Raw genomic sequence first — 20,003 nt, forward strand, 5'->3', positions numbered from 1 at the left:
GCATAGCCTGTTAACGGTATAGTCCGTGAGTATTAATGTAATCCAGAACGGGCGCGGGAACAAATGCCGACACATCCTGACCCTGCGCGATACGGCTGCGGATCTCGGTCGACGAAATGTCCATGGCTTTGAAGGGCAATGTAATCAGGCCCTTGCCGTCCTGGCGCAAGAGCGCATCCAGTTCCGTGGGAATATGCAAGGGGTAGCCGGTGCGCCAGGCAACGGTCAGCGTCACATAGTTGGTGATTTCCTGCCAGTTCTGCCAGGTGCAGAAATTGTTGAGCTGGTCAGTACCCAGCAGCCAGTAGTATTTGGCGTCGCCGGGCAGGCCTCTTAACGTATCAATTGTGTAGGTGGCGCCGTCGCGGTTGATTTCAGTGTCGTTGATGACGATGCCTGGTTCATCGCGGATAGCCAGCGCCAGCATTTGCATGCGCTGGGCGCCACTGATACGTAGCGGCTGCTTCTGCCAGGGGTTGCCGGCAGGAATGAGCTGTACTTCATCCAGATTGAGTGCGCGCAGGGCGGTTCTGGCCATGGACAGGTGCGCCATATGCACGGGATTGAAACTGCCGCCCAGGAGTCCTATTTTTCTCATGCCTGCTTCAGGGCACGCCAGCCGATATCCTTGCGATACTGGCTGCCGTCAAATTGAATGGCATCAATGGCCTGATAGGCAATGCTGCGGGCTGCCGCCGGCGTCTCGCCCAGGGCCGTCACGCACAGTACGCGACCCCCCGAGGTTTGCAGAACACCGTCCTGCAGCCGGGTGCCCGCATGAAAAGTCACGCAGTCTGGCGTGGCATCGGGAATGTGGGTAATGGCGTCGCCGGTGCGGGGAGTGCCCGGATAGTTGTGCGAAGCCATGACGACGCCCAGCGCCGTGCGGGGGTCCCAGTCGATGCTGGCCTGATCAAGTGTTCCGGCGATGGCGTGCTGCACGACTTCTGAAAAATCGTTGCGGATGCGCATCATGATGGGCTGGGTTTCGGGGTCGCCCATGCGGCAGTTAAATTCCAGCACTTTGATGGGCCGGGTTGCGTCGGGTCCCTCGCCGATCATGACGCCGGCATATAAAAAGCCGGTGTATTCAATGCCATCGCTGGCCATGCCGCGAATGGTGGGCCAGATGACTTCGTCCATGATGCGTTGGTGCAGCATCTCGCTCACGATGGGCGCGGGCGAATAGGCGCCCATGCCCCCCGTATTGGGCCCTTTGTCGCCGTCCAGCTGGCGCTTGTGGTCCTGGCTGCTGGCCATGGGCAGAACGTGGTTGCCGTCGCACATGACGATGAAACTGGCTTCCTCGCCTTCCAGGCAGGCCTCAATCACGACGCGGGCGCCCGCGCTACCCAGCGAGCCGTCGCCCAGCATGCTGTCGACCGCGTCATGCGCTTCGACTTCGGTCATTGCGACAACGACGCCCTTGCCGGCGGCCAGGCCGTCGGCCTTGACCACAATGGGCGCGCCCTGGCTGCGAATATAGTCATGGGCCGCCTGCGGGTCGGTAAAGGTGGCATAGGCCGCAGTAGGAATACCGTGTCGCTGCATGAACGCTTTGGCAAAATCCTTGGAGCTTTCCAGTTGTGCGGCAGCCTGGGTGGGCCCGAATACGGGCAATCCCTTGCTGCGGAAAAGATCGACGGCACCAGCGGCCAGAGGGGCTTCCGGTCCGACCACGGTGAGCTCGATCTGTTCATCTTGCGCAAATTGCGCCAGTTCCTGCAGATCGGACAGCGGCAGGCTGGTGAGCGCCGGGTCGGTGGCGGTGCCACCGTTGCCGGGTGCGACAAAGACGGTTGAAATACGCGGAGACTGCGCCAGGCGCCAGGCGATGGCGTGTTCACGCCCGCCGTTACCAATGACAAGTGCCTTCATGGGGTGTTTTATCCTTCTTCGGTTTCATTGAAGACAGCGGTGGTATAGACCTCCTGCACGTCATCCAGGCTTTCGAGCTGATCCAGGATTTTCTGCATCTTGCGTGCGTCATCGCCGGTCAGTTCGGTTTCGTTCAGCGGCTTCATGATGACGCCTTCCATTTCGGGCTTGAGCCCGGCTTTTTCAAAGGCGGCGCGTACATCGGAAAAAACGGATGGCTCGCACAGCACTTCGATCAGTCCTTCTTCGTCGGTCACGACGTCCTCGGCCCCGGCGTCCAGCGCCACTTCGATGATCTGGTCCTCGGCATAATCGGGGCTGAAAATGAATTGTCCGCAATGCTTGAACATAAAGCTGACTGAACCGTCCTGGCCCAGATTGCCACCGTGTTTGGTCAGGGCATGGCGTACATCGGAAACGGTACGGGTCCGATTGTCGGTCATGCAGTCGACAATGACCGCCGCGCCGCTGATGCCATAGCCTTCGTAACGGATGGATTCGTAATTTTCACCGTCTGCGCCGCCTGCGCCGCGGGTAATGGCGCGCTGAATATTGTCCTTGGGCATATTGGCGGCAGTAGCCTTGTCCCAGGCCAGGCGCAAGGCTGGATTCGCATCCGGGTCAGGGCCGCCGGCTCTTGCGGCGACCGTGATCTCACGAATGATTTTTGTCCAGATTTTTCCACGCTTGGCATCCTGGCGACCCTTACGGTGCTGGATATTTGCCCATTTACTGTGACCTGCCATGGTTTGATTGACTCTTGAAGTACTGAAATAAAGAATTTTACCCTGAACCGTCACAAACTTTTATAGAATACGGCTTGGCTACGTCGTTTTACCAACCTGGCACCGGGGCCATGGTCTTCTCGCATGCTCCCTGTTTTGAATCGGGGCGCGCGCATTGCCCGGCCCGACTGTGTTGTGAACCGGCGCGGCAACGCACTCATTTGGCGCGAACGATACAAAAGGAACAGATATGGCAGATCCGATACTCATTGCAAAAAGTGGCCAGCAAGACGTGGTCATCCTGCCCAAAATGGCGAATCGCCACGGGTGTATCACGGGCGCTACAGGCACCGGCAAAACCGTCACGCTGCAGGTCCTGGCCCAGGCCTTTTCCCGTATCGGCACGCCCGTCTTCATGGCGGATGTCAAGGGCGACCTGACCGGTATTTCGCAGGCAGGCGCCGATAGCCCCAAATTGCAGGAGCGCCTGCAGAAATATAATTTGCCGACACCCTCATGGGGAGCGGCGCCCACGGTTTTGTGGGATGTCTTCGGTGAACAGGGCCACCCGGTGCGCGCAACCGTATCGGATATGGGGCCCTTGCTGCTGTCGCGCATGCTGGATCTGAACGACACGCAGACGGGTGTGCTGAACCTGGTGTTCAAAGTGGCCGATGACGAAGGACAACTGCTGCTTGATATGAAGGATTTGCGCGCCATGTTGCAAAACGTGGCCGACCGTGCATCGGAATTGCGCCAGAACTATGGCAATGTATCGACGGCGACGGTGGGTGCGATCCAGCGCGCGTTATTGCAACTGGAGTCGCAGGGGGCCGATCATTTTTTTGGCGAACCCATGCTGGATATCCACGATCTGATCCGCACAGATGCCAACGGCCAGGGTGTTGTCAATATTCTGGCGGCAGACCGTCTGATGCAGGCGCCCAAGTTGTACGCGGTTTTCCTGTTATGGCTGCTGGCCGAAATTTACGAAGCCCTGCCCGAAATCGGCGACCCCGAACAACCACGCCTGGTGTTTTTCTTTGATGAAGCGCACTTGCTCTTTACCGACGCACCGGCGGCGCTGCTGCAAAAAATTGAGCAGATTGTGCGTCTGGTGCGCTCCAAAGGCGTGGGCGTGTTTTTCGTGACCCAGAATCCGCTAGATATTCCCGATACGGTATTGGGTCAGCTGGGCAATCGGGTGCAGCACGCCTTGCGCGCGTTTACGCCGCGGGATCAGCGCGCGGTCAAAACGGCGGCGGAAACCATGCGGCCCAATCCCGACCTCGATATTACCCAGGCGATTGCCGAGCTGGGTGTCGGAGAGGCGCTGCTGTCGTTTCTCGATGCCAAGGGCAGTCCCAGCGTCACCCAGCGCGGCTGGGTGCTGCCGCCTGCCAGCCGGATCGGACCGGCCACAGACGCCGAACGCCAGGCGCTGCGCAACCAGTCACCCTTTGGCGGCAAATACGACAAGATTGTCGATCGGGAGTCGGCATTCGAAGTACTGGCAAAGCGGGCCGAGACAAAAAATACAGAACAGGACGGTGCCAAAACCGCGCCAGCCCAGGCTGGCGATGAAGGCATTCTGGGTATGGTGAAGGATTTGATGATCGGTTCGACCGGCCCACGTGGTGGGCGTCGCGATGGCGTGGTGCAACAGGTGGCCAAAAGCTATGTGCGTGGCGCTGCCCGGCAGTTGATCCGCGGTGTACTGGGTTCACTGGTCGGTAAAAAGCGCTAGTGTCCTGATCCTGCAGGCCCCGCTGTGAGGTGCGGGGCCAGGGCACAGGGGCACAGCGTGGTCGTTCTAGTCGCCGCTGCGGCTGGAGATATTGCACTCCGGATTGAGCTCAATTTCTTTGAGTAAGCGCTGATAGGCTTCAGGATTGCCGTTTTGTTGCATGCGCTGCAGAAAGCTGATCAAGAGCGTCGTCTCTTCCTCGGTAAACCCCTTGAGGTGGGCATTGAGCGCGCGCGAGACGGCGGGCATGAGCTTTTCTGTCACGGTGTGGCCTTTTTCCGTGAGTTCAAGTTGTACCACGCGCCGGTCATGGGTTGAGCGATGGCGTTTGAGAAACCCCTTTTTCTCCAGGCGGTCCAGCGTGCGGGTCATAGCGCCCGTATCGACTTCTGCGGTGCGAGCGACGCCAGCGGGCGTGTTGGCCTTGCCCAGGCCGATAATGACAATGGGGTGCCATTGCGAGGCGGTGAGCCCCAGGGGTTCCATTTCGGCATCAATCATCTGTGAAATCGAATGATTGTTCAGCCGGATCAGATAGCCGATGTTTTTCAACCCTTTGTTGTTTGCAGCATTGGTATACAAGGGGCCACAGGCTTCGCTGATCGCACTGGATGAGATCTCGGGATTCTGCGCGTCGTCGGCAGAGGTTAAGGGTGGATTGCCTGTATTCATTTTAATTACTGCCTAAGCAGATTTTGACTGTATCATTATAATTATTTTAACTGACTCCGTTGATTTAATACAGCGTATCGTCTTAAATACACTAATCTGTTTTATTCATCGTGATTTATGCCGACAACTCAGGAGGGTGGGGTGACAATGTTATCAAGAAAAGTACAGATCAACGAACATGGCGATGTAGGCGTCATGAAAGTGATTTCTGAAGAGGTAGGGGCGCCGGCCGATAACGAAGTGCAGATTGCACAGAAGGCGATCGGCCTCAATTTCATTGATATTTATTACCGCACCGGTCTGTACCAGCAACCTTTGCCGCATGGCCTGGGTTTTGAAGGTGCAGGGATTGTGCAGGCCGTGGGCAGCCGGATCACGCATCTGAAAAAAGGCGACCGCGTGGCTTACGGCCAAAGTCCGATCGGCGCCTATGCCGAGGTGCGCAATGTACCTGCCGCAAATGTGTTGGCGATCCCCGATTTTCTGTCGTTTGACGAAGCGGCCGCGGTTATGCTCAAGGGGCTGACAGTGCAATATCTGTTCCGCCAGACCTATCGCCTGCAGGGAACCGAGACCATTCTGTTTCATGCGGCCGCCGGTGGCGTGGGCCTGATTGCCTGCCAGTGGGCCCGGGCGCTTGGCGTCAAGCTTATCGGTACTGTCTCCAGTCCCGAGAAATCGGACCTTGCCCTGTCGCACGGCGCCTGGGCGACCATCGACTATAGCAAGGAAGACGTCGTTGAGCGTGTCCTGGCGCTGACCAATGGCAGGAAAGTGCCGGTGGTGTATGACGGGGTTGGCAAGGACACCTGGGAGCGTTCCCTGGATTGCCTGCAACCGCGCGGCCTGATGGTCAGCTTCGGAAATGCGTCAGGTGCCGTGACCGGTGTGAATCTGGGTATTCTGGCCAGCAAGGGCGCATTGTATGTGACCCGGCCGACACTGGGCCCGCATGTGGATACGCCGGAAAAACTCAAAGCCGCATCTGACGAGTTATTCGATATGATCCGCAGAAAGAAAATCAAAGTGCAAATTGACCAGCGCTACAGCCTGGAAGACGCAGGCGAGGCGCACCAGGCGCTGGCTTCGCGCAAGACAACCGGCGCGACAGTCATTACGCTTGACTGATAAGATGCAGGCGGCGCGGCAGAACAGCCGGTCGCCTGCATGACATACCCGGTCAAGGCAGGTTACGGGCGGGCAGTAGCTGGCGTGGCTTGCCGCTATTCATCGGCCATCAGCGCCTGACGCGTGTCACTGTCATTCAATTCATTCAGCCACCATTGCAGACCATTACCCAGCGTGCGGCCATGAGACGGCTTGCGCCAGGCATAGTTGCTTTGCACGACGCGCGGGCAGGCGGCCACTTTTTTGACAATCAGCTCGCCGGTATCCAGATAGGGCTTGGCATGCGAGTAGGGCAGAAAGCCGCAGCCCAGTCCCATGCGGTGCGCCAGTACTTTGGCGTGCAGGTTGGGCACGGTAAAGACGCGCTGCGTGGCCTGAATTCCATATGAAATACGCCGTGCATATCTGGCCGAATCGGCTGCCGCTACCGACTGGTATTGGGCGATCTGTTGTTCTTCCAGCGGTTCTGGTGCCGTTGCCAGTGGATGATCGGGTGAGACAACAAACACAAATGAAATTTTATTGAGCGGCAGCGACAGAATATCGGTGCTTTGCAAGGTGCTGCTGACGCCGATGGCCAGATCCGCATGACCGGCGATCAGGGTTTCCCAGGTGCCGTCCAGTACCTCTTCGCGAATGCGCAACTGCGTCGGCACGTTCAGGGCAAAAAATTTTTCACATAACTCGAACAGCACTTTGCGTGAGACGATGGTGTCTGCACTAATCGTTAATAATGGTTCCCATCCGGTGGCAATCCGTTTTACACGATGCGCGATCTGCTCCACCGATACCAGCAACTGGCGTCCTTCGTCGATCAGTTCACTGCCCGCCGGCGTAAGTACTGCGTGCCTGGACTTGCGATCGAACAACAATACATCAAGGGCATCTTCAACCTGTCGCACGCGATAGGTCAGGGCGCTGGGCACGAGGTTCAGCTCGCGCGCGGCGGCGGCGAAACTGCCTTTTTCGGCAATCAGTACCAACATCTGGATGGTTTCGGGGGTGAGCACCTGGTGGATTTCTCTGGTGGGCGGCGGGTTCATGATCCTGATCAATCAACGTTAGACGTTCTGATTATATGTTCAAAATATTTGATGCAGTCAACTGCATTACAATCGACGCTGTTCTCTTATTTTCTAAGGATAGTCATGCAGAAAGTCAAGCTGGGAAAGAGTGATCTGGAAGTAACCGATATTTGTCTGGGCACCATGACCTTCGGTGAACAGGTGAGCGAACCCATTGCATTTGAAATTCTGGACCAGGCCGTGGCGCATGGCGTCAATTTTCTGGATACGGCCGAAATGTACGCGGTGCCTGCCCGGGCCGAAACCTTCGGGGCGACCGAGACGATACTGGGCAACTGGTTCGCCCGCCATCCCGGCCAGCGCCAATCCCTGATCCTGGCCACCAAAGTGGCCGGCCCGTCGCGGGGCATGCCGTGGATTCGCGAAGGCAAGGGGATGCGGGCGCAGGATATCATACGTTCGTGCGAAGGCAGTCTGCGGCGCTTGCAGACCGATTACATTGACCTTTATCAGATTCACTGGCCGACCCGGCCCGTGCCTGCTTTCGGCAATCGCTATTTTGATCCGGAAAAAACCAATCCCGAGCAAAGCAGTATTGATGAGCAACTGCAGGCCATGTCGCAACTGGTGCAGTCCGGCAAAATCCGCTATATCGGCCTGTCCAATGAAACGCCCTATGGCGTGAGCGAATTTGTGCGTATTGCGCAGGCAGAAAATCTGCCACGGGTAGCAACCGTTCAGAATGCCTATTGCCTGTTGAACCGTTCGTATGAAAATGGGTTGGATGAACTTTGCCATCACCTGCATGTGTCGCTGCTGGCTTATTCACCCCTGGCATTCGGCCTGCTTACCGGCAAGTACGACGTCTCGGGCCTGACCGGCCCGCTTGCGCCACAGGAGGCGCGTATCGCGAAGTTTGAGTCGGTGCGCAAGCAGCGTTGGGGACGTGCGGATGCGCTGGAAGCTGCGCGTAAATACAACGCCCTGGCACGAACACACGGTCTGACGCCGGTACAGCTGGCATTGGCTTTCTGCTATACCAAATGGCAGGTTGCCAGCACCATCATCGGCGTGCGTACACCCGAGCAGCTCAAAGAAAATCTGGCTGTCAGCGGATTGACGCTGGACAGCCAGATTCTGGAACAGATTGATGCGATTCGCTTAAATTATTTTGATCCGGCGCAGTAATCTTTGACCCGCGCAACTTCGTTTTTCGAGCCCAGTACCACGCCGACCCGCTGGTGCAGTTCGGTCGGCTGGACGTCCATAATGCGATTGACCGAATCGGTCGCCATGCCACCAGCCTGCTCGATGATGAAGCTCATGGGGTTGGCTTCATACATGAGACGCAACTTGCCCGGCTTCTTCGGATCGCGGGCATCCCAGGGATACATGAAAATGCCGCCACGGGTCATGATGCGATGTACGTCGGCTACCATGGAGGCGATCCAGCGCATGTTGTAGTCCTTGCCCAGGGGGCCGGTGGAGCCGGCCAGGCAGTCTTCAATGTACTGTCGCATTTCGGGCGCCCAGTGCCGCATATTGGACATATTGATCGAAAATTCCTTGGTGTCTTCGGGAACGCGCATGTTTTCATGCGTCAGCACCCAGCTGCCCAGTTCGCGGTCCAGTGTGAAACCCATCACACCGTTGCCAATGGTCAGCACCAGCATGGTTTGCGGGCCATAGACGGCGTAGCCGGCCACGACCTGCTGGCTGCCTGGTTGCAGAAAATCCTGTTCGGTGACTTCACGCCCCGAGATGTCGCCCGGTGCTTTCAGGACCGAGAAAATTGTTCCGATGGAGACGTTCACATCAATATTGGATGATCCGTCCAGGGGATCAAACAACAACAGATATTCGCCTTTGGGGTAGCGATTCGGGATGTGATGGATGGTTTCCATTTCTTCCGATGCCATGCCCGCCAGGTGGCCGCCCCATTCGTTGGCTTCCAGCAGAATTTCATTTGACATGACGTCAAGTTTTTTCTGTACTTCGCCCTGGACGTTTTCGCTTTCCAGGCTTCCCAGTACGCCACCCAGCGCGCCTTTGCTGACGGCATGGCTGATGGCTTTGCAGGCGCGCGACACAACTTCCACCAGGAGGCGGACTTCCGCCTCGATCGCGTTGTTGTTGCGCTGTTGCTCAACCAGATACTGGGTAAGGGTTTTTCGTGACATAGTGTCTCCGCAAAAAGAGTATTAAATTCGCAAGGCTTTGGAAACAATCTCGCTGACATTGCTGGACAGGCCTTCATGATTGCGGACCTGTTCAAGCGAGGATTTCATTTGTGATTTCGATGCAGGAGTATAGCGCGCCCAGTTGTCCATGACCCGCGCCAGACGCGAGGCCACTTCCGGATTGATACTATCGAGCGCCAGCACCATTTCCGTCCACAGGCGATACCCGGCGCCATCTTCGCTATGGAAGCCTTCGGCGTTGTTCATGCAGAACTGGAATATCAGCGAGCGGGCGCGATTGGGATTGCGCAGGGAAAAGGCCGGGTGCGCCATCAGCCCGCGAATGGTGTCGGTGCGGGTGTCGGCGGCCGTCGCCTGCAGGGCGAACCATTTATCGATCACCAGCGGATTGTGTTGCCATTTTTCATAGAAATCGGCAATGGCTTCCTGGCGTTTATCGCCATGATGATAATTGACAATAGCGCCAAGGGCACCCATGCAGTCGGTCATATTGTGCGCAGCCTGATATTGCTGCAGCGCCTGTTGGCAGGCCGCCTGATCACCCGCTGCCATCAGGAATGACAGGGCCAGGTTCTTCAGGCTGCGTCTGCCTGCACTGATAGGGTCGGGCCGATATTCGCCAGGGGTGTCGTTGCCTTGCAATGCACCAGTCCATTCACTGGCCGCCGCCAGGCCCAGGCTTTCACGAACCGTGTGACGGGCCTTGGCCAGCCATACCGGTTCGATCGGGTCCATATGCTCGGCCAGGAATTTTTCCGAGGGCAGGGTCAGTAGACGCGCGCGGTAACCGGCATCCAGGCCGGCGTCCAGCAGATTGTTTTTCCAGACTTCGACGAACACATCGGACAAACCGGCGGACGTTCCCTGTTTCAGGGCCTGGGTGATACCCAATATTTCCCGGGTCGCCAGCGCCTGACCGGCCTCCCAGCGGGCGAAAGGATTGGGATCGGATTTGGCCAGCACGGCCAGCTCGTCAGCCGTCCAGTCATATTGCACAATGACCGGCGCAGAAAAATTACGCAACAGTGATGGGACGGGTTTATCGGCAATGCCGGTAAAGGTCCAGGACTGCTGCTCGGCAGTCAGCTCCAGCAGGCGGGTATGTTCACCTCCATTTTGCTGTTTGCTCTGGTCCTGGGTGTCTGCATCGGCTTCGTGCAGCGCCAGTGCCTGTCCGTTGGCAGAGAGCAGACCAATGGCAAACGGAATATGAAATGGCTTTTTCACAAAATCCTTGCGGATTTTTTCGATACCGACCAGCGGTGTCGTCTGCGCAAGGGTCAAGGTGACGGTGTGCTGAGAAGCATCGTGTTGCATTGTCACTTTGACGCGGGGTGTGCCGGCCTGGGAATACCAGCGGCGGAAAACTGACAGATCGCGCTGGGGGTGCGATTTTTCGTAGACATATTCCATGGCGTTGACAAAGTCGTCGCAGGTCACGGCCTGTCCGTCGTGGCGGCGGAAGTATTCGTCCATGCCATCGCGAAAGCCAGCCTCGCCCAGCAGGGTATGCTGCATGCGAATGACTTCGGCGCCTTTTTCATAAACAGTCGCGGTGTAGAAGTTGCCGATGGATTCGTAGCTGTCGGGACGGATCGGGTGAGCCATCGGGCCGGCATCTTCGGGGAACTGGCCGGCGCGCAGCACGCTTACGTCGTCAATCCGCTTGACCGCGCGCGCACTGGCTGCCGCCTGGTCGTCCAGGCCGGCGGCCATCATGTCTGCGGTAAATTCCTGGTCGCGGAAAACGGTCAGGCCTTCCTTCAGGCTTAATTGAAACCAGTCGCGGCATGTCACGCGGTTACCAGTCCAGTTATGGAAATACTCGTGTCCGATGACGGCTTCGACGGCGGAAAAATTGGCGTCGGTCGCGGTGTCGGGATCGGCCAGCACATAACCGGCATTGAAAATATTCAGGCCTTTGTTTTCCATTGCGCCCATATTGAAATCGCGCACGGCAACAATCATGAAGCGATCCAGATCCAGCTCCAGGCCAAAGCGTTTCTCGTCCCACACCAGTGAACGCTCCAGCGAAGCGAGCGCCCATTCTGTTTTGTCGCGGCTGCCCTTGTCGCTGTATATTTGCAGCAAAACGTCACGCCCATTGCGGGTCTGGACGGTCTTTTCGCGGATATCGAAATCGCCTGCGACCAGGGCGAACAGATAGCTGGGTTTATGAAATGGGTCGTGCCATACGACTTGATGGCGACCATCGGGCAGATCCTGTGATGACACCAGATTGCCGTTGGAAAGCAGATACGGGTATTTTTCCTTGTCGCCCGACAGGGTCACCGTATAGATACTCATGACATCGGGGCGGTCAGGGAAATAGGTAATACGGCGAAAGCCTTCCGCTTCGCATTGGGTAAAAAAGCCGCTGCCCGATTTGTACAGCCCCATGAAAAGCGAATTGGCCGAGGGATCAATGACGGTGCGAACCTGCACCTTGAATGAGCCGCTCAGTTGCGGAATGACCAATTGCGTGTCACTCAGCGTATACGTATCAGCGGCAAGTGCCTGGCCATTCAGGTGCAGGGCATCCAGCGTGATGTCTTCGGCGTTAAGCACCAGGTCTGCCGGTGCCGCGTCTTTGCTGGTGAACGTGAGCGTTGAGTTCACGACCGTGCGGGTTTCGTCCAGTTCAAAATCCAGCGCCACGGCATCCAGACTGAAGGGGTACGGCTGGTAATCTTTGCGATAAACGGTATGGTTATCTTTTTCGGGGGAGTCGGTAGGCATGGGCAGTCACTGTAATGCTGGTGAACGGGAGGCGAACCCCCGCAAGGCGGGCGCGGTTCACTTGAAAAACGGCAATTCGTTTATATTATGTTAATTATAGAGGCTCACCGTAAATTGGAACCTTAAAAGGGGAATTGTGTCAAAATTGAAGTACAGTTTGCGGCGCATGTCAGGCGGCGCGAAGCGGTGAATGGTCATGGTGTGTTTGGCAGGAGAAAGAAGCATGCGAAATCTGCAACAGCCCCGTTTTTTGAGGGTCGGGCTGACTGGTTTATTTCTGTTGGCATTGACCGCCTGCTCCACAACGAGTGAATTTACCACGCAGGTCACGTCATTTCAGCAATGGCCCGCGAGTGCCGCCGGGCAGCATTACCGGTTTGTCGATCGTGGCGCGGGCAATCTGGAGCAGGCAACGTACGTGGGATACATTCGCAACAATATGTTCCGTACCGGCCTGACCGAAGCCCTGGGACGACAGTCTGCCCGTTTTGAAGTGGGCTTTGCCACAGGCACCGAAGTACGACAGCAACTGGTGACGCGCGAAACCGGCAATTATGATGTTTACCCGACTTTCGGTCTGGGCATGGGCTTCCCTTATGGCTATTACGGTAATCCGTTTTACAGCAGCGTCGGGTTTGCCATGGCGCCGCGTTATCAGACCGTTCCCGTGCCGTACAACCGCTACTCGCTGACAGTTTATATCCGCGACAGGCAGCAGAATGGCAATGAAGTTTTCCGCGCCAGCGCCGTAGCTGACTCGCGTGAGCGCAGTCTGCCCGAAGTCATGCCTTACCTGGCCGCATCCGTGTTTGACCAGTTCCCGGGCAGCAATGGCCGGGTACGCACCGTCGAGTTTGAACGCAACAAAGGTAATGTGGCCGGCGCAGCGCCTCCCGTTACAATAAAGAAACCTTAAAAGATTAAAAGACATCCATACATGAAACCTATCGAATCCGATCTTCAGGCCGTTGCAACGGCAAAATCCCTGCTGCTGGACCCGTGGGATCTGAATGAAAACCATATGGCAGCTGCGCTGGCCGAAATTTTCACGCACAAGGTCGATTATGCCGACCTGTATTTTCAGTACACGCGCAGCGAAAGCTGGAGCCTGGAAGAGGGTATTGTCAAGACCGGCAGCTTTTCCATTTCCCAGGGGGTAGGGGTGCGGGCGCTGGCCGGCGAAAAAACTGCTTTCGCCTATTCGGATAAGCTGTCTCCGGAAGCCCTCATGGAATCGGCCGCCACGGTCAAGGCGATTGCGCGCCAGGGCGAAGGGCGCATGAAAGTAGTGGGCAACGGCAAAAACCGTTCGCACGATCTGTACGGCCAGGATGATCCGATTGCCGGTATGCCGGCCACCGAGAAAGTCGCCTTGCTGGGCCGCGTCGAAACCCTTGCTCGTGCCAAAGACCCGCATGTCATTCAGGTTATGGCCGGACTGGGTTCCGAATACGATGTGGTCATGATCGTGGGCAGCGATGGTCGGCTGGCTGCCGATATCCGCCCGCTGGTGCGCCTGTCCGTGACGGTCATCGTCGAGCGTAATGGCCGGCGCGAAATGGGCCATGGCGGTGGCGGCGGGCGGCTGGGTCTGAACTATTTCTCCGATGATTTGTTGCAGGAATATGTGGACAAAGCCGTTCATGAAGCTCTGACCAATCTGGAGGCGCGCGATGCGCCCGCCGGTGAAATGACGGTTGTGCTGGGGTCCGGCTGGCCCGGCATTCTGCTGCACGAAGCGGTCGGCCATGGCCTGGAAGGTGACTTCAACCGCAAGGGTTCCAGCATCTTTTCTGATCGTATCGGAGAACGCGTGGCCTCAAAAGGGGTCACGGTGATTGATGACGGCACGATCAAGGATCGGCGCGGCTCGTTGAATGTTGATGATGAAGGCAACGCTACGCAGCGCAACGTGCTGATCGAAGATGGTATTTTGCGCGGCTACATGCAGGATTCGCTCAACGCCCGCCTGATGAAGACCAGAGTCACCGGCAACGGCCGTCGCGAATCGTATGCGCATCTGCCCATGCCGCGCATGACCAATACTTTTATGCTGGGCGGCGATCATCATCCCCAGGACATCATCAGTTCCGTGAAAAAAGGTCTGTACGCCGTCAATTTCGGGGGCGGACAGGTGGACATTACCAGCGGCAAGTTCGTTTTTTCGGCCAGCGAAGCCTATATGATCGAAAACGGGCGCATTACTTATCCGGTCAAGGGTGCCACGCTCATCGGCAACGGCCCCGATGCCATGAATAAAGTGTCCATGATCGGCGATGATCTGGCGCTGGACTCCGGTGTGGGCACGTGTGGCAAGGAAGGCCAGAGCGTGCCGGTCGGGGTTGGCATGCCGACCATCCGCATGGACGGCCTGACCGTCGGCGGAACGGCCTGAGCAAGTGGTTGACGGTTCCCGCCTGCATGCTGTCTGACTGGGCAGCAATGTGTGGCGGGGCTGGCACAGTCTGGAAATATTTTTCAATTTGCCCCGGCTAGATATGTTGCTGCGCAAAAAGCTGTGCTAGGATTGCCTTTATGAAACAAGTCAGCCACGTTTTTTTCTATTTTTATTTTACATTTTCGACGCGATAGGCGGAGGAAAGGACGTTGCGTACTTAGCGAAAGCTGCAAGAAGCTACAAAACATCAAAAGGCCGCCAATATCTGGTGGCCTTTTTTGTTTTCCGGCACTGCAGGGCGCAGCGGACTGGTTTGCCGATTCGACCCATTGATTAACGATCTACCTGGAGTTTTCCGTGTCCTACAATACTGATGATTTACGTATCCGAGAAATTAAAGAACTGAGTCCGCCGTCCCATCTAATGCGTGAATTTACCTGTTCCACTCAGGTGTCCAGTCTGGTGCACGATACCCGCGAGGCCATCCATCGTATTTTGCACGCGCGCGATGATCGGCTGGTGGTCATTATCGGTCCATGCTCGATTCACGATCCGGCTGCTGCCCGCGAATATGTCAAACGTCTGAAGGAACAACGTGACCGTTTCAGCGAGGATCTGGAAATCGTCATGCGAGTTTATTTCGAAAAGCCGCGTACGACCGTGGGCTGGAAAGGATTGATCAATGATCCGGACCTGGACGGCAGTTTCAATATTAACAAGGGCGTGCGACTGGCTCGCGAATTGCTGCTCGAAGTCAATGAGCATGGCGTGCCGGCCGGCTGCGAATTCCTTGATATGATCACACCGCAATATATTGCTGACCTGGTGTCGTGGGGCGCAATCGGTGCACGTACTACCGAAAGCCAGGTGCATCGTGAGCTGGCTTCAGGCCTGTCCTGCCCGGTAGGCTTCAAGAACGGAACCGATGGCAATATCAAGATTGCAATTGACGCGATCAACGCAGCATCACAGCCTCATCATTTTCTGTCCGTCACCAAAGGCGGGCATTCGGCCATCGTCTCCACCACGGGTAATGACGATTGTCATGTCATCCTGCGCGGCGGCAAAGCACCCAATTATGATGCCGAAAATATCAACATTATGTCCGAGCAGTTGTCCAAGGCCGGTTTGCCCAGTCGCATCATGATTGATGCAAGCCACGCCAACAGCAACAAAAAATATGAGAATCAGCCTCTGGTGATTGACGATGTGTCACGCCAGATCGAAGCGGGCGACCATCGCATTTGCGGTGTCATGATCGAAAGCCACCTGGTTGCCGGACGCCAGGATCTGAAAGAAGGTGTCGAGCTGACTTACGGCCAGAGTATCACCGATGGCTGCATCGGCTGGGATACCTCAGTGCAGGTGCTGGAACGGCTGGCCCAGGCGGTGCGTACCCGTCGGGAACAGAAAACAGACATCAATACCTGATCCGGTCAATGTCGCGGACAACGTGTCCGCGCGCCTTTTTCAGTTGCATGTATCGGGGCCATTATGTGCCCCGATGTCATTTTGCTTTATCGCGCGAGTGAACAATCATTAGGGTTAATCACGCTTTTGTATTTGGGCCGGCGGAGTATACTTTAGTGTTTATACTGAAGTCCAAAAAAAGGGTTGTCATGGATGTGAGTGCCGAGTTGCAACATGCATCGCAGGCTGCAGAAAGCGCAACAGATTTTTCTGAACTGATTGCCGAACTGCATCGTGGTCTGCCGGCGCACTGTGTGTTGTCCCGTCCCGAAGAAAAGAAGCCATTCGAATGCGATGGCCTGACACTGTTCAAGGCCATGCCGGGACTGGTCGTGCTTCCGGAAAACGAAGAGCAAATCATTCATGTCCTGAAAACATGCAAGAAATTCAGTGTGCCCGTCGTGCCGCGAGGTGCGGGTACCGGCCTGTCGGGCGGCGCCACGCCCCATTCGCAGGGCGTGCTGCTGGGCGTCTCCAAGCTGAACCGGATCAAGCGCATTGATGCGCAGGCCGCAACGGCCATTGTTGAACCGGGCGTGCGCAATCTGGCCGTCTCGGAAGCGGCGGCCGCGTACGATCTGTACTACGCCCCGGATCCGTCCAGCCAGATTGCCTGTTCGATCGGCGGCAACATTGCAGAGAATGCCGGTGGTGTGCATTGCCTGAAATATGGCCTGACGGTACACAACGTCATTCGTTTGCGCATCGTCACCATCGATGGCGATATCGTTGAACTGGGGGCCGATGCGCCTGACGCGCCCGGCCTGAACCTGTTGCCCGCTTTCATCGGTTCCGAAGGCATGCTCGGCATTGTGACCGAAGTGAAAGTCAAGCTCATTCCCAAGCCGCAACTGGCCCGTGTCGTCATGGCCAGTTTTGCATCGGTCGAGGCGGCGGGCGTTGCGGTCAAAAACATCATCGGCTCGGGCATCATTCCCGCCGGCCTGGAAATGATGGACAAGCGTGCGACCCATATGGTCGAGCCTTTCGTGAACGCCGGCTACGACCTGGAGGCGGAAGCCATTTTGCTATGTGAGTCCGATGGTACCGAGGCCGAAGTGCAGGACGAGATCGGTCGCATGGAAAAAGTCTTTTCCGATTGCGGGGCCACGCGCCTGCAGGTTTCGCAGTCAGAGCAGGAACGCCTGCGTTTCTGGGCCGGACGCAAGAATGCGTTTCCAGCGGCAGGCCGGGTATCGCCCGATTACTATTGTATGGATGGCACGATTCCCAAAAGCCAGCTGGCTCATGTGCTGGGCGAAATGGTCAAGATGGAAGAAAAGTACCAGTTGGGCTGTGCCAATGTCTTTCATGCCGGCGATGGCAATTTGCATCCGCTGATTCTGTTTGACGCCAACGATCCCGACTCGGTCCGCCGTGCCGAGGATTTCGGTGCCGACATTCTTGAACTGTGCATCCGGGTAGGCGGCACGGTGACCGGTGAGCATGGCGTCGGGCTGGAGAAAATCAACCAGATGTGCTCGCAGTTTTCGCGTGAAGAGCTGGATGCGTTTAGTGCGCTCAAAAAAGCCTTTGACCCCGACATGCTGCTTAATCCGACCAAACAGATACCGACCCTGAACCGCTGCGCCGAATATGGCCGCATGCATGTACATGGCGGTCAGATTGCCTTCCCGGACATCGAACGTTTCTAGATTGCATATGAAATTTATCAAAGAAGATCTGACCGAACAGATTGCGGCGGCTGTGGCCGGGCGCAAGCAGATTGTGATCCGCGGGGGGGGCACCAAGGCTTTTTATGGCAACGCCATCACTCATAGCGACCAGCTGGTGGAGCTGGATGTTACCCCCTACGCGGGCATCTGCAGTTATGAACCGTCAGAACTGGTGATGACCGCGCGTTGCGGCACCTTGCTAAGCGATATCGAAGCTGTTCTTGACGAACAGAATCAGCGGCTGGCGTGGGAGCCCCCGCATTTCGGCGACGCGGCGACGATTGGCGGCGCCATTGCAACCGGCCTGGCAGGACCGGGGCGCATGGCTGCGGGTGGCGCCAGTGATTTTGTGCTGGGCACAGTCTTGATGAATGCCGAAGGACAGGAACTGCATTTTGGCGGCACCGTCATGAAGAACGTGGCGGGATTTGACATGTCGCGTCTGCTGACCGGCTCCATGGGGGTGTTTGGTCCGATCCTGGAGGTGTCTTTCAAGGTGCTTCCCAAGTCGATCGCGAATATTACGCTGCTGCGTCACTGCACCTTGCGTGAAGCATTTGAGTGTTTTGCACAATGGCAGGCGCGGGCGCTGGGCATCAGCGCGGCATCGTGGATCCCGCAGGATGATACCCAGGACGGTGCGCTGTATGTGCGCGTATCGGGCGCCGAGCCTGCCGTCAAACAGGCGCGCCAGGTCCTGGGGGGCGAGCTTGTCGAGGAGGCGCAGGCGCAGGCACTCTGGCATTCGTTAAGAGAACATACCCATCCGTTCTTCAGCGACACGGTCTGGCGAATCTGTGTGCCGCCGCTCGCCGACCCCGTGAATGAATCGATGCCGCTGGTGGAGTGGGGGGGTGCGCAGCGCTGGCTGCGTCAGGTCAGTGATGTGACCAATATCCGTCATGCGGCAGCCCAGCGTGGCGGTCATGCCACGCTGTTTCGTGCCGGCGCAGGTACCAGCCAGCCGGCCGACGGCGTATTTCACCCGTTGAGTGATGGCGTTGCCGGTATTACCCGCCGTCTCAAGAGCAATCTTGATCCGCTGGGCACTTTTTATTCGAACCGGTTACTCAGGAACATTTAACGTATCATGCAGACCAATTTAGCCGACTGGGCGAAAAACAGCAGCTATGGCGAAGAAGTCGATGCGATTCTGCGCAAATGTGTGCATTGCGGTTTCTGTTCGGCCACCTGTCCCAGCTATCAGATACTCGGAGACGAGCGCGACAGCCCGCGCGGCCGTATTTATCTGATCAAGGAAATTGTCGAAGGTGCCCAGCCCACCAGCATTACCCAGAAACATCTGGACCAGTGTCTGACCTGTCACAACTGCGAGACCACCTGTCCCTCGGGGGTGCAATACGGACACCTGGTGGACATCGGGCGTGAGCTGGTGGCCGACAGAGTACCGCGCACGCCGACGGATCGCCTGCGTCGTACGCTGCTGGCGGCGGGGCTGAACTCTTCAGCCTTTGCGCCGGCGGTTAAACTGGGTCGCATGCTGCGCTCCTTCATGCCGGCCACGCTGGCCGCCAAGCTGCCCGAATCCAGGCCCGCAGGCTCCATTCCCAAGACCCGGCACGAGCGCCGGGTGCTGGTGCCGCTCGGTTGCGTGCAGCCCGCGCTGATGCCGTCCATCGATGCCGCTACTATCCGGGTATTGGACGCGGCCGGCATTTCATCGGTCGATATCTCTCGCCAGACGTGTTGTGGTGCCGTCAATTTCCACCTGGACAAGGTGCAGAACAGTGTCGCCCAAATGAAAAGCAATATCGACGCCTGGGTTCCGCTGCTGGAATCGGGTGAGGTGGAAGCCATTATTATGAATGCATCGGGCTGTGGTGCCTTCGTCAAGGAGTACCCGTTTTACCTTCGCAATGAGCCTGAGTATGCGCAAAAAGCCCGTTACCTGGTTCAGCATGTCAAAGATATTGCAGAATTGATCGCACCCGAAGCGGCCCGTCTGAAAGCCAGGTTCAAAAAGCCGTTACCACAGCGGGTGGCGTTTCACCCGCCCTGCACGCTGCAGCACTGGCAGGGCCTGCGACCCCTGACTGAGTCCATGCTTGCAGAACTGGGATTTGGCCTCAAGGCGTTCGGGGAGGCCAATCTGTGCTGCGGATCGGCCGGCACGTATTCCGTTTTGCAGCCGCAGATCGCCACGGGACTGCGCGACCGCAAGCTTGCCGCGATCGACCAGGCCCAGCCCGAGGTCATTATTACCTCCAATATGGGTTGCATGTCCCATCTGCAAACGGGCACGCCCACCCCGGTGCGCCACTGGGTGGAAGTGGTGGATGAGGCATTAAGCGCCTAGATCGCCCGGATTCCCCCGTTTTTACAG

General features: G+C 57.1%; 16 protein-coding genes. 9 read left to right on the forward strand and 7 right to left on the reverse strand.

The features are described 5' to 3' along the window. Positions 1-10: 10 nt before the first annotated feature. Genes nadD through W822_RS36365 form a run of 3 tightly spaced genes read right to left on the reverse strand, consistent with a single transcriptional unit; the run spans position 11 to position 2,624 of the window. Positions 11-598 carry a nicotinate-nucleotide adenylyltransferase gene (gene nadD, locus W822_RS36355; protein WP_024005589.1) on the reverse strand — a complete coding sequence of 196 codons (588 nt, stop codon included), beginning with the start codon at positions 596-598 and terminating at the stop codon, positions 11-13. Continuing rightward, on the reverse strand, positions 595-1,878 hold the full coding sequence (gene purD, locus W822_RS36360; protein ID WP_024005590.1) for a phosphoribosylamine--glycine ligase: 1,284 nt from the start codon (positions 1,876-1,878) through the stop codon (positions 595-597). Before purD ends, nadD begins: the two co-directional genes overlap by 4 nt. Positions 1,879-1,886: 8 nt before the next feature. After that, a complete protein-coding gene (locus W822_RS36365) occupies positions 1,887-2,624 on the reverse strand; it encodes a YebC/PmpR family DNA-binding transcriptional regulator (protein ID WP_024005591.1) in 738 nt (245 codons plus the stop codon). A 229-nt stretch (positions 2,625-2,853) separates the two neighbouring features. Here W822_RS36365 and W822_RS36370 point away from each other — a divergent pair, with 229 nt between their 5' ends. After that, positions 2,854-4,350 (forward strand): helicase HerA-like C-terminal domain-containing protein, encoded by a 1,497-nt coding sequence (locus tag W822_RS36370; protein WP_024005592.1) that lies wholly within the window; start codon positions 2,854-2,856, stop codon positions 4,348-4,350. Positions 4,351-4,416: 66 nt separating this feature from the next. Here the strand turns inward: W822_RS36370 and W822_RS0123640 are convergent, their stop codons facing one another. Next, complete coding sequence (locus W822_RS0123640; protein WP_024005593.1) at positions 4,417-5,022, reverse strand: MarR family winged helix-turn-helix transcriptional regulator; 606 nt, start codon at positions 5,020-5,022, stop codon at positions 4,417-4,419. A gap of 147 nt (positions 5,023-5,169) precedes the next feature. Between W822_RS0123640 and W822_RS36375 the strand changes: the two genes are divergently transcribed. After that, on the forward strand, positions 5,170-6,150 hold the full coding sequence (locus W822_RS36375; protein ID WP_024005594.1) for a quinone oxidoreductase family protein: 981 nt from the start codon (positions 5,170-5,172) through the stop codon (positions 6,148-6,150). Positions 6,151-6,245: 95 nt separating this feature from the next. Here W822_RS36375 and W822_RS36380 read toward each other — a convergent pair whose 3' ends face one another. Further along, positions 6,246-7,193 (reverse strand): LysR substrate-binding domain-containing protein, encoded by a 948-nt coding sequence (locus W822_RS36380; protein WP_024005595.1) that lies wholly within the window; start codon positions 7,191-7,193, stop codon positions 6,246-6,248. Between the two features lie 105 nt (positions 7,194-7,298). Here W822_RS36380 and W822_RS36385 point away from each other — a divergent pair, with 105 nt between their 5' ends. Continuing rightward, on the forward strand, positions 7,299-8,363 hold the full coding sequence (locus W822_RS36385) for an aldo/keto reductase (protein ID WP_024005596.1): 1,065 nt from the start codon (positions 7,299-7,301) through the stop codon (positions 8,361-8,363). Here W822_RS36385 and W822_RS36390 read toward each other — a convergent pair. Together W822_RS36390 and pepN are read right to left on the reverse strand one after the other, a co-directional pair. Next, on the reverse strand, positions 8,342-9,355 hold the full coding sequence (locus W822_RS36390) for a class 1 fructose-bisphosphatase (RefSeq protein ID WP_024005597.1): 1,014 nt from the start codon (positions 9,353-9,355) through the stop codon (positions 8,342-8,344). The genes W822_RS36385 and W822_RS36390 overlap by 22 nt on opposite strands. 21 nt (positions 9,356-9,376) lie before the next feature. Next, a complete protein-coding gene (gene pepN / locus W822_RS36395; protein WP_024005598.1) occupies positions 9,377-12,115 on the reverse strand; it encodes an aminopeptidase N in 2,739 nt (912 codons plus the stop codon). A gap of 223 nt (positions 12,116-12,338) precedes the next feature. On the opposite strand from pepN, the gene W822_RS0123645 reads away from it, so the two are divergent. The 6 genes from W822_RS0123645 to glcF all read left to right on the forward strand — a co-directional run bounded on the left by W822_RS0123645 (position 12,339) and on the right by glcF (position 19,976). Further along, positions 12,339-13,031, forward strand: coding sequence for a DUF4136 domain-containing protein (locus W822_RS0123645; RefSeq protein ID WP_051401746.1), 693 nt, complete (start codon positions 12,339-12,341; stop codon positions 13,029-13,031). A gap of 21 nt (positions 13,032-13,052) precedes the next feature. After that, positions 13,053-14,510 (forward strand): metalloprotease TldD, encoded by a 1,458-nt coding sequence (tldD, locus tag W822_RS36400; RefSeq protein WP_024005600.1) that lies wholly within the window; start codon positions 13,053-13,055, stop codon positions 14,508-14,510. 360 nt (positions 14,511-14,870) lie between these two features. After that, on the forward strand, positions 14,871-15,944 hold the full coding sequence (aroG, locus tag W822_RS36405) for a 3-deoxy-7-phosphoheptulonate synthase AroG (protein ID WP_024005601.1): 1,074 nt from the start codon (positions 14,871-14,873) through the stop codon (positions 15,942-15,944). A gap of 188 nt (positions 15,945-16,132) precedes the next feature. Then, positions 16,133-17,638, forward strand: coding sequence for an FAD-linked oxidase C-terminal domain-containing protein (locus W822_RS36410; RefSeq protein WP_024005602.1), 1,506 nt, complete (start codon positions 16,133-16,135; stop codon positions 17,636-17,638). A gap of 7 nt (positions 17,639-17,645) precedes the next feature. After that, a complete protein-coding gene (gene glcE, locus W822_RS36415) occupies positions 17,646-18,743 on the forward strand; it encodes a glycolate oxidase subunit GlcE (protein ID WP_024005603.1) in 1,098 nt (365 codons plus the stop codon). Between the two features lie 6 nt (positions 18,744-18,749). Then, on the forward strand, positions 18,750-19,976 hold the full coding sequence (glcF, locus tag W822_RS36420; RefSeq protein WP_024005604.1) for a glycolate oxidase subunit GlcF: 1,227 nt from the start codon (positions 18,750-18,752) through the stop codon (positions 19,974-19,976). Positions 19,977-20,003: the final 27 nt, after the last annotated feature.

The sequence above is a fragment of the Advenella kashmirensis W13003 genome (genome assembly GCF_000506985.1).
GTDB lineage: Bacteria > Pseudomonadota > Gammaproteobacteria > Burkholderiales > Burkholderiaceae_B > Advenella > Advenella kashmirensis_A.